Below are 13,028 nucleotides of genomic sequence, written 5' to 3'. Positions count from 1 at the left end.
ACCGGTCGGAAGGCTCAGATCAGTGACGGAACCGGTGGTCGCCGACGCGGCCGCCGGGGGCGCGGGCCCGACCCGGCGGGGAGGCGGCCGGTCACAGCCCCGGCCGGGGCGTCGGTGTCACCGAGGGTGATGTAGCCCGGGCCACCGAGAGCTCGTCGGCGTTCCCGGCCCACGATCGCCCGGCCTTCCCTAGGGTGTGACGGAACAGATCGCGAGGGGGAGGCGCCGGAGTGTCGGCCGAGGCAGCACCGGGTGTGCACAACGAGATCCGTGACGGGGTGTTCCTCAACACCGTGGTCCAGGGCAGGCACGTCAACCTCCGCCTTCCCCGGGAGATCGACCGGGCGCTCTCCGGCCTCCCCCCGTGCTCCTCCACCTTCACCGGCCGCGACGCCGAGCTGGCGACCCTCCTCGCGGGGCTCGCCCCCGGGGCCGCCGGGCAGTCGCCGCGCGTCCAGGTGGTGGCCGGCCTCGCGGGCATCGGGAAGACCGAACTCGCCGTCCAGACGGCCCATGCGGCGCTCCGCGAGGAGTCGTGGTTCCCCGGCGGAGCCCTCTTCGTCGACCTGCTCGGCTACGACCCGGACCACCACCTCTCCCCCGACCACGCCCTCGACGGCTGGCTGCGCGCCCTGGGCATCCCGGCCGAGCACATCCCGCCCGGCGTCCAGGACCGGTCCCGGCTCTTCCGCAGTGCCCTGGCCGCCCTCGCCCGGGCGGGCCGCCCCGTCCTGCTCGTCATCGACAACGCCGCCGGCTCCGACCAGGTCCGCCCCCTGCTGCCGGGCGACGGCGTCACCGCCGCCCTCGTCACCTCCCGTGACGGCCTCGCCGTCGACGCCCGGTTGCACGACCTCACGGCCCTCGGCCCCCGGGCCTCCGTCGACCTCCTCGACCACGCCCTGCGCGAGGCCCGCGGCGGGGGCGACACCCGGGTGTCCGACGCCCCCGAGGACGCGGCGACGGTCGTCCGGCTCTGCGCCGGTCTGCCGCTGGCCCTGCGCATCGCGGGCGCGCTGCTCGCCGACAGCCCAGGCCGGCCGCTGTCCTCCCTGGCGAGGGCCCTGGAGGCGGACCACACCCGGCTGAGGCGGCTCCACTACGAGGACTTCGCCGTCCGCGCCGCGTTCGACCTCTCCTACCGGCGCCTGGACGCCACCCACGCCCGCCTCTTCCGTCTGCTCTCCCTCAACCCGGGCCCCGACCTGGCCACCGAGGCCGCCGCCGCACTGGCCGGGGTCGACGACGTCGAGGCCGAGGAGCTGCTCTGCGACCTCTCCCGCGCCCACCTCGTCGAGCAGGCCGGCGGGTGGGGGCGCTGGCGCATGCACGACCTCGTCCGCCTCTACGCGGGAGAGCAGGGGAACCTGCCCGCCCACGCCGCCGCCGACCACCGCGACGCCGCCCAGGACCGGCTGCACGAGCACTTCACCGCCACCCTCCGGGCCGCCAACACCCATCTCGCCGCCCTCCTCGATCCGCCCTCGCCCCGCTTCGCCGACCTCGCGGCGGCCCTGGCCTGGCTGGACGCAGAGCGGCCCAACCTCATCGCCCTCGTCACCGCCGCCCCGCCCCTCGGGCGGCCGCGCGCGACGACCTCCCTCGCCCTGAACCTGTCCCACTTCCTGAGCCGCCGTCGTCATCTCGACGACCTGCTCGACGTCACCGCCGCCGCCTTGAGGACGTTCCGCGAGCGAGGCGACCACGCGGGCGAAGCCGGGGCCCTGAACAACCTCGGCGTCACCCTGCGGAAGAAGCGCAGGTTCGAGGAGGCCATCGACGCCCACACCCGGGTCGTCGCCCTACGCCGCCGACTGGGAGACCGCAGTGGTGAGGCCGTGGCGCTGGTCAACCTCGGGGTCGCGCTCCGGGACGTCCGCAGGTTCGAGCAGTCCATCGACGTCCAGACCCGGGCAGCCGCGATCTTCGCCGAGCTCCACGACCGTCATGGCGAAGCCAAGGCCCTGAACAACCTGAGCCTCGCCCTGAGGGAGGCCCGCAGGTTCGAGGAAGCCATCGAGGTCCTCTCCCGGATCGGCACCGTGTTCCGTGACCTCCACGACCTCGAGAGCCAAGCCTCCTTGCTGAACAACCTCGGTGCCGCACACACGGCGGTCCACAGGTTCGAGGAAGCCATCGCCGCCCACGACCGGGCCGCCGCGACCTACGCCGAACTCCACGACCGCCACCGGGAGGCCATGACCCTGGCCACCCTCAGCGAGGCTCTGGTGAAGGTGGGCAAGTTGGAGGAGGCCATCGACCTCCTCACCTGGGCGGGCACCGTCTTCCGTGACCTCCACGACCCCCACAGCCAGGCCAGCACCCTGAACAACCTCGGTATCGCGCTGCGGAAGGCCCGCAGGTTCGACGAAGCCATCGATGCCCACACCCGGGCCGCCGCGACCTACGCCGAACTCCACGACCACCACCGCAGGGGCGGTGCGCTGAACAACCTCGGCCTCGCTCAGAGCCGGGCGGGCAGGTTCGACGAGGCCCTCGATTCGTTGTCCCGGGCCGCCACCATCTTCCGAGAGCTCGACGACCGCCACAACGAGGCCAGGGCCCTGGCCAACCGTGCGCAGGCTGCGGAGCGGGGCCAGGCTCCGCCGGACTGACCCCGACGCTCCGTCACCGCCCCCGCCCCGCCCCTCAGCCGAGACCGCGCGCCGGGGGCTCGTCCCGGGTCCCGTCCTCCGCCACCACGGTGAACCGCTCCCGGCCGGTGACGGACAGGGTGACGGGGTTGACCGACACCGTGTCGTTGACGTCCAGTTCGCTGCGCTGCCGCCCGGTGGCCGCGTCGACGCTGGTGAGCTTGTCCCGGGTGAGCGCCCACACCGAGGGGCCGTCGACCGCCACGCCGATGACCTGGTCGTCCAGCCCGGCCGTCCAGCGCTTGGCGCCGTCCGCGAGGGAGTAGGCGACCAGCCGCCCGGTGGCGGTGCGGCTGGGGTTCTTGCCACCGGTGATCCGCACGTCGTCGGGCCGTTTGCCGGGGACGATCAGCAGGTCGCCGACGACCACGCCGCCGTACAGCGGCCGGGCGTCGAACTCGTCGAAGGCGTGGACCCCGCCGAGCATCACGTCGAGGTCGTACTCGTCACCGGTGACCGGTATCGCGGCCCGCTGCCGGCCGGCCCGGTCGTAGCTGAGGACGGCGTGCGTGCCGCGCTCGCCCTGGGTGTCCACCCACACCGCGAGCGGCTCGACGGAGACGACGGCCAGGTTCCGCAGTCCGCCCGCGCCGGGGAGCGCGACCCGCGTCTGCTCCCGGCCGTCGGCCGGGGAGAGCGAGCGCAGCACGGGTTCGGCCGCCCCGCACTGGGCGACGGTGACGACCGCCGCCGCTCCTCCGGCCACCTGGAGCGGCGCGCAGCCGGTGTCCGGGTCGCTGCGCCAGGCGGCGGCGCCGTCGGCGAGGCGCAGGGCCCGCCAGTCGGTCCGTTCCTGGAGGACGGCCTCGTCGTCGGCGACGGCGAGCAGGTCCGGTTCGGCGGTGTCGCCGAACCGGGCGGGGGCGTCGGCCACGGCCGTCCACCGGGCCGTGCCGTCGGAGAGGTCGAGCGCGGTCACGGATCCGCAGGGCTGGTCGTGCGGGGAGTGGCCGAGCAGTCCGAGGCCGCGGCCGGTGCCGCGGCTCATGGCGCACACGGAGTCGTCGCCGGGGGGCGTCCACCGCCAGGCGACGGTGCCGGTGCCGCTGCGGTAGGCCACCACCTGGTCGGGCCGGACCCGGACGACGAGGTTCCCGCTGGTCCAGCTGCCGACGGCGCGGGCGGTGGCCGGCCGGTCGGGCGGCGCCTTCCAGTCGTCGTTGAGGCCCGTCCCGGCGAACAGCGCGAACGCGCCGACGCCCAGCGCCGCGCCGCCCGCGATGGCGGGGACGCCGCGCCGGGGGTGGAGCAGGGCCCAGAGCAGGCCGGCTGCACACGGCATCAGGCCGAGGATGCTGACGATGCCCATGGATCCGAGGCTGTCGCCGCCGAAGCCCTGGGACGGCCCGAGCAGCACCGCCAGGCCCATGCTCGCGAAGAAGGCGCCGAGCAGGCCCCCGGAGACCACCATCCAGGTGTCCCGGTCCAGGGCGGGCCCGGACGGCCCGAACCGCCTCGCGCCGGCCCGCCCCGTTCGGACGTCCTTGTCCCCGGGCACGTCGGCCATGCCGGTCCCTCTCCGTGAAGCGCCGCCCGCCACACGAGCGCCGATCATCGGATGATTTCAGGACAAGGAAAGATCCAAAACCAAGAGCGTGGAAAACCCGGCCCAGCCCCGGCCCCCGGCCCAGCCCCGGCCCGCCACCCGCCACCCGCCACCCGCCACCCGCCACCCGCCACCCGCGCGTCCCCCGGTTGACAATAGGCAGTCAAACACCTGCATAATCGAAACGTGAGCCTCGAAGCATCAGCGATGGACTCGGTCTTCAAAGCACTGGCCGACCCCACCCGCCGCCTCCTCCTCGACCGCCTGCGCGAGCAGAACGGCCAGACCCTGCGCGAGCTGTGCGAGCACCTCGCCATGGCCCGCCAGTCCGCCACCCAGCACCTGGACGTGCTCCAGCGGGCCAACCTCGTCACCATCGTGCGCCGGGGCCGGGAGCGGCTGCACTACCTCAACCCGGTCCCGATCCACGAGATCGAGGAACGCTGGATCGCCGGCTTCGAGAAGCCCAACCTGCAATTGATCAGCGCCGTCAAGAACCAGGCAGAGGACTACGCCATGACCGCCACCAGCACCCCCGTGCCCAGCTACGTCTACGTCACCTACATCCGCGCCACCGCCGAGCAGGTCTGGCAGGCCCTGACGGACGCCGACCTCACCGCCCGCTACTGGGCGCACGCCAACGTCTCCGACTGGCGGCCCGGCTCCCGCTGGGAGCACCGCCGGACGGACGGCTCCGGCACCCTCGACGTCGTGGGCCGCGTCCTGGAGGCCGAACCGCCGACCCGGCTGGTGCTCACCTTCGACGACGCGCCGAAGGGCGGCGACGACCCGCGGCCCGCCGAGGACGCGTCCGTGGTGACCTTCCTCGTCGAGCCGCACGAGTCGATCGTCCGGCTCACCGTGACCCACGAGAACCTGCCCAACCTGGAGATGTACCGGGGCATCTCGCACGGCTGGGCGGCCGTGCTGGCCAACCTCAAGTCCCTGCTCGAAACCGGCGAGGCGCTCCCGCAGGCCCCCTGGGCGATGTCCCGCCCGCAGGCCTGAGGGGGCGGACGACATGCTCGACACCACCCGGCTCCGCGCGGCCTACCGCGCCCTCCTCGACGCCGCCGCGGCCCCCGGCACCCCGGCCGCCCCGCCGGACGGCGAGTGGACGGCCGACCAGGTGCTCGCCCACGTCTCCCTGGTCACCGCCACCACGCTGGCCGCCGTCTCGGCCGTCACCGCGGGTGCGAACACCGGCTACGACAACCGCCACGCCCTGGACACCTGGACGATCGACCGGACGATCGCCCTCGCGGGCGGCGGCACCGCCGGCCTCCGGGAACGCATCCGGGTGCAGGGCGAGGCCCTCTGCGCCCTCGCCGGCCCGGGCCTGAGCGAGGCCGAGCTCGACACCCCGGTGCCCACCCTGCTGCTCTCGAACGGCACGGTCCTGGTCGACCGGCCGCTCCCGCTGCGGGACCTGCTCACCGGCCTCGCCGACGTCGAACTGCCCGCCCACACGGCACAGTTTCGCGCCCTGGTCGCCGCGTAGCGCTCCGGGCCGGCCGGAGTGGGAGGTCGGCCGGGCCGACTTCCCGCTCCGCCCGGCGGGCCGGCCGGCACCCCCGCCGGCCTCCGCCCACGCCCGCCGCGCGGGCCGCGCCGGACCGGACCCCGGCCCCGCCCCGAGGGCCCGGCACCGGTGACGGCCCGCCCCCGCGGGGCGGTAGGTTGAACCGGGGCCGGGGCGCGGCACCGGGGCGTGAAAGGGGCGGGGGATGCAGCCTGGCGACGTACTGGACGGACGGTACGAGCTGGTCGAGCAGATCGGCGAGGGCGCGTTCGGCGCGGTCTGGAAGGCGCGCGACGCGCGGATCCAACGACTCGTCGCCGTCAAGGTGATGCTCCCGGGCACCGGCAACACCCCGAAGGACGCCGCCCGGTTCGTCCGCGAGGTCGCCACCGCCGGCGCGCTCAACCACCCGTCGATCGTCACCGTGCACGACTTCGGCCAGCACGACGGATCGGGCCGGCCGCTGTACTTCCTGGTCATGGAACTGCTCGACGGCGCCCCGCTCAGCCGCCACCTCGGCGAGGGGCCACTGCCGCTGCACCAGGCGCTCGCCTGGGCCGTCGAGATCTCCCAGGCGCTCGCCACCGCCCACCGGGCCGGCGTCGTCCACCGCGACGTCAAGCCGGCCAACGTGATGATCCAGTCCTCCGGGGCGGTCAAGGTCGTCGACTTCGGCATCGCCCGGGTCGGCGCCGCCGACGACGGCCTGACCAGCACCAACGTCATCGTCGGCACCCCCGCCTACATGGCCCCCGAGCGCTTCGACGGCGGCGGCCTCGACGCCCGCTCCGACCTCTACGCCTTCGGCTGCCTGCTGTACGAGCTCCTCACCGGCCGCACCCCCTTCCGCGGCACCCTGTACGAACTGATCCGCCAGCACGGCGAGGTCCACCCGCCCGCGCCCGGCACCCTGCGGCCCGGACTCCCCGCCGAGGTCGACGCCCTCGTCCTGGAGCTGCTCGCCAAGGACCCCGGACGACGCCCCCCGCACGCCGAACAGGTCGCCGACCGCCTGCTGCACATCGCCGAGCAGGCCGGACGGGCCCCGGCCGGCCACCACGCCACCGTCCGGGACGTCCCCGCCGCCCAGGAGGACCCGTACGTCCTGGCCCGCCGCCAGGAGGCCGACCGGCTGTTCGCGCAGACCCGCGACCAAGCCGCCCAGGCCGCCCTCCAGTTCGAGGCCGGCATCGCCCGGCAGCGCCTCGAGGCGGAGCAGGACATCGCCGCCGTCCGGGCCCGCGGCGAGGCCACCGCGCGGCAGATCATCGCCGACGCGCAGCGCCGCGGCGAGGAGATCGAACGCGAGGCCGCCGCCCGGGCCGCCGCCAGCCTCAAGCAGCTCTCCGAGGCGGAGCAGCGCACCGACCTGCTGCGCCGTCAGACCGACAAGCTGCGCGCCGACGCCGACAGCCTGCGCCGCAGCGTCGACAACGCCCGCCGGCAGGCCTCCGACTTCCTCGCCGACGCGGCCGCCAAGGCCGGGCTCGGGCCCTCCCCGGAGCCCCGGCACGCGATCGCCCCGCCGCCCGGGGCCCAGCGCCGCAACCTGTCCCGGCTGCTCCCCGGCCGGAAGGCGGCCGACGGCGAGCAGGAGCAGGGCGGCCGGGCCTGACCGCGGCCGCCCCGACCACCCGCGCCGACCACCCGCGCCGGGGCGGCAGTCGCCCGGTCGGCCGGGCGCACGCACGGCTCACCCGTACCCGCGTCACCGGCCGGGTCCGGCGGTCCCCGCTCGACCACCACGACCCGCCCGCGGAACCGTAGAATCCGCGGGTACGCACCAGGGAGGGATCGAGTGTTCCGAGCACGACGGCCGCGCGCCGCCCAGCTGACCCCGCCACCAGGAGGCGACGGCGCGACCGGCCGGGTCACCGGCGTCGTCCTGCTCCTGCCCGGCGGCTTCCTGCGCAGCCGGCGCGGCCCCCTGAAGGTCGCCGAGCTGGGACTGCGCGACCTCGCGGCCGAACTCACCGCCCGCGGCCGCCCGCACGGGATCGCCGTCCACCTCCTGCGCTACCGCTACAGCGGCTGGAACGGCGCCGACGCCGACACCGCCGTGGACACCCGCTGGGCGCTGGACGAACTCGCCCGCCGTTACGGCGACGTCCCCGTCGTCCTCGTCGGCAACTCCCTCGGCGGACGCGCCGCCTTCTGGTGCGCCGGCCACCGCAACGTCGTCGGAGTCGCCGGAATCGCCCCCTGGCTGCCGAGCGGCGACCCGGTCGAACAGCTCGCCGGCCGCCGCGTCCTGATCGTCCACGGCACCGGTGACCGCAGTGCCGCCAACGCCGTCCAGTCGCTCGAGTACGCCCTCCGGGCCCGGCCCGTCAGCGCGGACCTCGCCCGGTACGAGGCACCCGGCGCCAACCACTACCTGATCCGCGAGGCGGCCGACATCAGCGCCATCACCACCTCCTTCAGCCTCGCCGCGCTCGACGCCGAACCGGCCCCGCCCGCTCCGGGCACCGTCTGCACCCGTCTCCCGGCGGCCCGTTCGTAGCCGCGCCCCGGGCACCGGGCGCCCGGCCGGGCAGCGCCCCGCCGGGCGTCGCGCCCGCCCGGCCGCGCACGTCCGCACGCCGGAATCGTGTTGGCGGCCGGGCGGCCGGGCCGCCTATGGTCGGGGGATGACCACTCGAACCTTCCGCATCACGGTGCGCGGCGTCTTCGACGGCCTCAGTGCCGAGCAGCGTGCCGAACTCCTCGCCCGGGCGCCCGAGCACGACGTGCTGCGCGCCGCCTTCACCCCCGAGGGCCACCTCAGTTACGACCTCGCCGCCCGCACCGCCTTCACCTTCCGCTTCCTGGACTCGGGCGAGGCGGAGGAGGACGTCCTGGCGGCCACCGAGCGCGCCGAGCTGGCGGCGCAGGAGTGGCTGACCACGCGCGGCTACGGCTACAAGAACCTGCGCTCGCTGGCGGAGGACCTCTCCCAGGCTCCGCTCGGCAAGCGGCAGCGCCGCGCCGCCCGGGCCGACTGACCCCCTCCCCCCTCCGCTACCTCCTTGACGGCCGAGCACGGCGATATGCTTGAGCAGTCAAGGAGGTAGCAATGATGACCCCGCAGGCCGACCGGCCCGACCCGGCTCAGCCCGACCCGGGCCCCGTACCGTCCGAGCCCACCCGGCCGGACCCGCTCGACACCGCCCTGCGCCTCGTCCGAGCCCAGGCCGCCGTGATCAGGCGCTTCGACGCCACCCTCAGCGGCCTGCACGGCGTGAGCCTCTCCGACTTCACCCTGCTGCTGCACCTCGGCGCCGCCCCCGGCGGCCGGATGCGCCGCGTCGACCTCGCCGAGGCCCTCGGCCTCACCGCCTCCGGCGTCACCCGCGGGCTGGCACCCCTGGAACGGATCGGCCTGGTCTCCCGGGAGGCGGCGGCGCGCGACGCCCGGGTCGCCTACGCCGCACTGACGCCCACCGGACGCGAACGGCTCGCCGAGATGCTGCACACCGCCCGCCGGACCGCCGACGACCTGTTCACGGCCGACCAGTGGGGCGCCGACGACCTGGGCCGGCTCTCCACCCTGCTCACCCGCCTCGGCGGCACCGCCCCCGACCAACGCCCCGGCCGCCCCCCGACCTAGGCTGAACCCGCACCACGAGCACCACCCCCAGCAGCCCCAGCAGCCCCACCACCAGGAAGGACGGGACCATGCCCCAGGCGCCCGACACCACCACCCCCGACCTGACCGTCGACGGCACCGGCCTGCTCTGCGTCCAACTGCTGCTGCGCCTGCGCGCCCGGATCGCGGACCTGCCGGCCGGCGCGGTGGTCCACATCCACACCACGGACCCCGCCGCCCCGCTCGACCTGCCCGCCTGGTGCCACCTGACCGGCCACGACTACCTCGGCCCGGTCCCCCACCCGGCCACCGACCGGGAGGTCTACGCCCTGCGCCTCACGGCCGCCGCCCGCCCCACCCGTGCCGACCGCCCCTGGCACACCGCCCCGGCCGCCGACTGACGCCGCGCCGGCTCCCGGCAGGCGCCGGGGCGAGCACAGCACGCCCGCCCGCAGCCGGGCCCCGGCCCCTCCGCCGACCCGGTGTGCCACGATGAAGGGAGCCGAACAGCCGGGCACCACAGGGAGGTTGACCGCCGTGGATCCGATCCTCAGTTGCCTCTGGCAGGACCAGGACGGCGAGTGGGCACTGACCGTCAGCCATCACGACGACGGCTGGGAGCTGGTCGCCGCCGCACCGCACTGGTCCGAGTCGCTCCCCTTCACGGACCGGGACGAGGTCCGCCGGCTCGCCCAGGCCCTGCTGGACCTGCCCGCCGACCCCGAGCCGTACGAGTGCGAATGGCACCTCTCCCGTTCGGAGTCCGACGGCTCCGAGGGCGAGCACACCCACTACGCGACCTTCGCCGTCGGGCTCGACCCCACCGACGACCACCGCCCGTACCTCGCCTACCAGTCCTACTACCACCGGGGTCACGGTGCCGCGCTCGGCCTGGAGGTGATCTGCGAGGACCCGCCGGTCGACCAGCTGCGCGCCCAGGCCCGGGCCTTCCTCGCCGGTCTGCGGGACGACCCGCCGCGCCGGCCGTGAGGGCCACCGGCACACACCGGCGGCCGGGCCGGCCCCGGGCGCGTCGGCCCGCGCCGACCGCTCCGGTGCGACTGCCGAACTCCCCGACGCCGCCAACCCGTTGAGCACCTGTCGGCCACCCGCCGACCGCCGACGGCGGCGCCGGAAGCTCCGCCGCCGCCGACGCGCACCGCAACGGCACGCCGCCCCTCCCCGCCGGGAGGGGTCGGCCGCCGCTACCGGGTCAGGCGGTCCGCCGCAGCAGCGCCAGGTACATCGCGTCCGTCCCGTGCAGGTGCGGCCAGAGCTGCACGTCCGGCCCCTCCCCGAGCGCCGGGACACCGGGCAGCAGCGGGCGGGCGTCGATCCACTCGACACGGCCGCCCTCGGCGCGCAGCACGTCGTCGACGACGGCCCGGGTCTCGGCGAGGTGCGGCGAGCAGGTCGCGTAGCCGACCACGCCACCGATCCGGGTGGCCTCGACCGCCGAGCGCAGCAGGTCCCGCTGGAGCGGGCCGAAGGCCGCGACGTCGGCCGGCCGGCGCCGCCAGCGCGCCTCCGGCCGGCGGCGCAGCGCGCCCAGGCCGGAGCAGGGCACGTCGACCAGCACCCGGTCGAAGCCGCCGGAGCGCCAGGCCGGGCGGGTGCCGTCCGCGGCGATCACGGTGTAGGGCCCGGGGTTGCCGTCGAGGGCCCGCGCCACCAGGCGCGCCCGGTGCGGCTGCTTCTCGCTGGCGACCAGCCCGGCGCCGCGCTCGGCGGCGAGGGCGCCGAGCAGCGCGGCCTTGCCGCCGGGGCCGGCGCAGCCGTCGAGCCAGAGCCGGTCGGGGCCGTCCAGCGGCGCGTTCGCGAGGGCGAGGGCGACGAGCTGGCTGCCCTCGTCCTGGACGCCGGCCCGGTTCTCCTGCACGGCGGTCAGCGCACCCGGGTCACCGCCCTCGGCGAGCCGCAGCGCGACCGGGGACCACCGGCCGGGCAGCGCCTCGGGCAGCGCCTCGGCCAGTTCGCCGACGGTGGCCCGGCCGGGCCGGGCGACGAGCGTCACCTCGGGCCGCTCGTTGTCGGCCCGCAGCAGCTCCTCGATCGCGGTGCGCCCGGACGCGTCGGGCTGCCAGCGCCCGAGCGAGTCCCAGAGGGCCGAGACGACCCAGCGCGGGTGCGAGTGGACGACGGCGAGGTGGTCCTCGGCGTCCCGGTCGTACGGCGGGGCGACCTGCTCGATCCAGGTGTCCAGGTCGTGGGCGCTGATCCGGCGCAGGACGGCGTTGACGAACTTGGCCTTGCCGTCACCGAGCACCACCCGGGCCAGCTCGACGGTGGCCGAGACGGCCGCGTGGCTGGGGATGCGGGTGGTGAGCAGCTGGTGGGCGCCGAGCGAGAGGACGTCCAGCACCGGCGGGTCGACCTTGCTGAGCGGCCGGTCGATGCAGGCGGCGATGACCGCGTCGTAGGTGCCCTGCAGGCGCAGGGTGCCGTAGACGAGCTCGGTGGCGAGGGCGGCGTCGCGCCGGTCCATGCCCTTCTGCTCGGCCTCGCGCAGCAGCGACGGCAGGATCAGGTTGGCGTAGGCGTCGCGCTCGTCGACGGCACGCAGCGCGCGGAACGCGACGATCCGGGCCGGGTCCTTCTTCGGGCGGCGGTGCGGGCGGGGGGCGCGGTTGGCGCTGGGAGTGGTCATCGGTGCCTCAAGGTGCTGCGGTGGCTATCGGGTACTGGTCGTTCAGGGGTGCTGCTGTCGGGCTGCCGCCGTCCTGGTGCTCGTGGACCGAACGGTCCGGTCCACGAACAGTAACGCCAAAGCGCCGGCCCGGCCGGATCAGGCCCCGGCTGCGAAGCGCTCGCCGGACTCCAGCCGCGCGCCGCGCGCCCAGTCCGCCGCCCGCATCGCCTTCTTGCCCTGCGGGCGGACCTCGCCGAGCTCGACGTCGTGGCTGCCGGTGCCGACCCGCACGCTGTTCTTGCCGACCACGGCCAGCTCGCCGGGCGCCAGGTCGGCCGACTCCGGCAGCAGCCGGACCGGACCGGTGACCTTCAGCCGCTCGCCGCGGAACTCCGTCCAGGCGCCCGGCGCGGGGGCGCAGCCGCGCACCACCCGGTCGATCCGCAGCGCGGGGTGGGCCCACTCGATCCGCGCGTCCTCGACGGTGATCTTCGGCGCGAGGGTGATCCCCTCGGCCGGCTGCGGGACGGCGTGCAGCGAGCCGTCCGCGATGCCGTCCATGGTGGCCGCGAGCAGCCGTGCGCCGGACAGCGAGAGCCGGGTGAGGAGTTCGCCGCTGGTGTCGGTGGGGCGGACCTCCTCGGTGATCACGCCGTAGACCGGGCCGGAGTCCAGGCCCTGCTCGATCAGGAAGGTGGACGCGCCGGTGACCTCGTCGCCGGCCAGCACCGAGTGCTGGACGGGCGCCGCGCCGCGCCAGGCGGGCAGCAGCGAGAAGTGCAGGTTGACCCAGCCGTGCTCGGGGATCTCCAGCGTGCCGGGGCGCAGCAGTGCGCCGTAGGCGACCACCGGGCAGCAGTCGGGGGCGAGTTCGGTGAGCCGGGCGACGAAGTCCGGGTCGCTCGGCTTCGCCGGCTTGAGGACCTCGATCCCGGCCTCCTCGGCGCGCTGGGCGACGGGGCTGGCGACGAGCTTGCGGCCGCGGCCGGCGGGGGCGTCGGGGCGGGTGACCACCGCGACGACCTCGTGCCGGTCGGAGGCGAGCAGGGCGTCCAGGGCGGGAACGGCGACCTCGGGGGTGCCGGCGAACACGAGGCGCATCAAGTGCC

The 13,028-nt window shown here is 75.7% G+C and carries 12 protein-coding genes; 9 read left to right on the top strand and 3 right to left on the bottom strand.

Annotated elements, in window-relative coordinates:
- Positions 1-230 precede the first annotated feature (230 nt).
- Entirely contained in the window at positions 231-2,615 is a 2,385-nt protein-coding gene (locus AB0N04_RS02155) for a tetratricopeptide repeat protein (protein WP_360214306.1), read from the top strand.
- 34 nt (positions 2,616-2,649) lie between these two features.
- Here the strand turns inward: AB0N04_RS02155 and AB0N04_RS02150 are convergent, their stop codons facing one another.
- The gene (locus AB0N04_RS02150) at positions 2,650-4,161 is read right to left on the bottom strand and encodes a PQQ-binding-like beta-propeller repeat protein (protein WP_360214308.1); all 1,512 of its coding nucleotides are present in this window, start codon (positions 4,159-4,161) and stop codon (positions 2,650-2,652) included.
- 246 nt (positions 4,162-4,407) lie between these two features.
- Here AB0N04_RS02150 and AB0N04_RS02145 point away from each other — a divergent pair, with 246 nt between their 5' ends.
- The 8 genes from AB0N04_RS02145 (at position 4,408) to AB0N04_RS02110 (ending at position 10,280) form a co-directional block, all read left to right on the top strand.
- Positions 4,408-5,208: a metalloregulator ArsR/SmtB family transcription factor gene (locus AB0N04_RS02145; protein ID WP_360214386.1), complete on the top strand. Its 801-nt coding sequence runs from the start codon at positions 4,408-4,410 to the stop codon at positions 5,206-5,208.
- Between the two features lie 13 nt (positions 5,209-5,221).
- A complete protein-coding gene (locus tag AB0N04_RS02140; protein WP_360214310.1) occupies positions 5,222-5,701 on the top strand; it encodes a hypothetical protein in 480 nt (159 codons plus the stop codon).
- Positions 5,702-5,927: 226 nt separating this feature from the next.
- Positions 5,928-7,337, top strand: a complete 1,410-nt coding sequence (locus AB0N04_RS02135; protein ID WP_360214312.1) for a serine/threonine-protein kinase — start codon at positions 5,928-5,930, stop codon at positions 7,335-7,337.
- A 183-nt stretch (positions 7,338-7,520) separates the two neighbouring features.
- Positions 7,521-8,225, top strand: a complete 705-nt coding sequence (locus AB0N04_RS02130) for an alpha/beta hydrolase (protein ID WP_360214314.1) — start codon at positions 7,521-7,523, stop codon at positions 8,223-8,225.
- Positions 8,226-8,352: 127 nt separating this feature from the next.
- Complete coding sequence (locus tag AB0N04_RS02125) at positions 8,353-8,706, top strand: DUF6204 family protein (protein WP_360214316.1); 354 nt, start codon at positions 8,353-8,355, stop codon at positions 8,704-8,706.
- A gap of 71 nt (positions 8,707-8,777) precedes the next feature.
- Entirely contained in the window at positions 8,778-9,311 is a 534-nt protein-coding gene (locus AB0N04_RS02120) for a MarR family winged helix-turn-helix transcriptional regulator (protein WP_360214318.1), read from the top strand.
- Between the two features lie 68 nt (positions 9,312-9,379).
- Positions 9,380-9,691 (top strand): sulfurtransferase TusA family protein, encoded by a 312-nt coding sequence (locus tag AB0N04_RS02115; protein ID WP_360214320.1) that lies wholly within the window; start codon positions 9,380-9,382, stop codon positions 9,689-9,691.
- A 136-nt stretch (positions 9,692-9,827) separates the two neighbouring features.
- A complete protein-coding gene (locus tag AB0N04_RS02110) occupies positions 9,828-10,280 on the top strand; it encodes a hypothetical protein (RefSeq protein WP_360214322.1) in 453 nt (150 codons plus the stop codon).
- Between the two features lie 223 nt (positions 10,281-10,503).
- On the opposite strand, the gene AB0N04_RS02105 is transcribed toward AB0N04_RS02110, so the two are convergent.
- Positions 10,504-11,937 (bottom strand): transcription antitermination factor NusB, encoded by a 1,434-nt coding sequence (locus tag AB0N04_RS02105; RefSeq protein ID WP_360214324.1) that lies wholly within the window; start codon positions 11,935-11,937, stop codon positions 10,504-10,506.
- Positions 11,938-12,075: 138 nt separating this feature from the next.
- Complete coding sequence (gene fmt / locus AB0N04_RS02100; RefSeq protein ID WP_360214326.1) at positions 12,076-13,020, bottom strand: methionyl-tRNA formyltransferase; 945 nt, start codon at positions 13,018-13,020, stop codon at positions 12,076-12,078.
- Positions 13,021-13,028: the final 8 nt, after the last annotated feature.

Origin of the sequence: Kitasatospora sp. NPDC051702, from assembly GCF_040681575.1 — a bacterium.
Classification (GTDB): domain Bacteria; phylum Actinomycetota; class Actinomycetes; order Streptomycetales; family Streptomycetaceae; genus Kitasatospora.
Note: the sequence above shows the minus strand (reverse complement) of the source record. Positions and strands in the feature narration are given on the sequence as shown.

Excerpts from the sequence above, each read along its gene's own strand:
- AB0N04_RS02150 (WP_360214308.1), bottom strand. The coding sequence starts at position 4,161 with ATGGCCGACGTGCCCGGGGACAAGGACGTCCGAACGGGGCGGGCCGGC.
- AB0N04_RS02145 (WP_360214386.1), top strand. The coding sequence starts at position 4,408 with ATGGACTCGGTCTTCAAAGCACTGGCCGACCCCACCCGCCGCCTCCTC.
- AB0N04_RS02140 (WP_360214310.1), top strand. The coding sequence starts at position 5,222 with ATGCTCGACACCACCCGGCTCCGCGCGGCCTACCGCGCCCTCCTCGAC.
- AB0N04_RS02135 (WP_360214312.1), top strand. The coding sequence starts at position 5,928 with ATGCAGCCTGGCGACGTACTGGACGGACGGTACGAGCTGGTCGAGCAG.
- AB0N04_RS02125 (WP_360214316.1), top strand. The coding sequence starts at position 8,353 with ATGACCACTCGAACCTTCCGCATCACGGTGCGCGGCGTCTTCGACGGC.
- AB0N04_RS02120 (WP_360214318.1), top strand. The coding sequence starts at position 8,778 with ATGATGACCCCGCAGGCCGACCGGCCCGACCCGGCTCAGCCCGACCCG.
- AB0N04_RS02115 (WP_360214320.1), top strand. The coding sequence starts at position 9,380 with ATGCCCCAGGCGCCCGACACCACCACCCCCGACCTGACCGTCGACGGC.
- AB0N04_RS02105 (WP_360214324.1), bottom strand. The coding sequence starts at position 11,937 with ATGACCACTCCCAGCGCCAACCGCGCCCCCCGCCCGCACCGCCGCCCG.
- fmt (WP_360214326.1), bottom strand. The coding sequence starts at position 13,020 with ATGCGCCTCGTGTTCGCCGGCACCCCCGAGGTCGCCGTTCCCGCCCTG.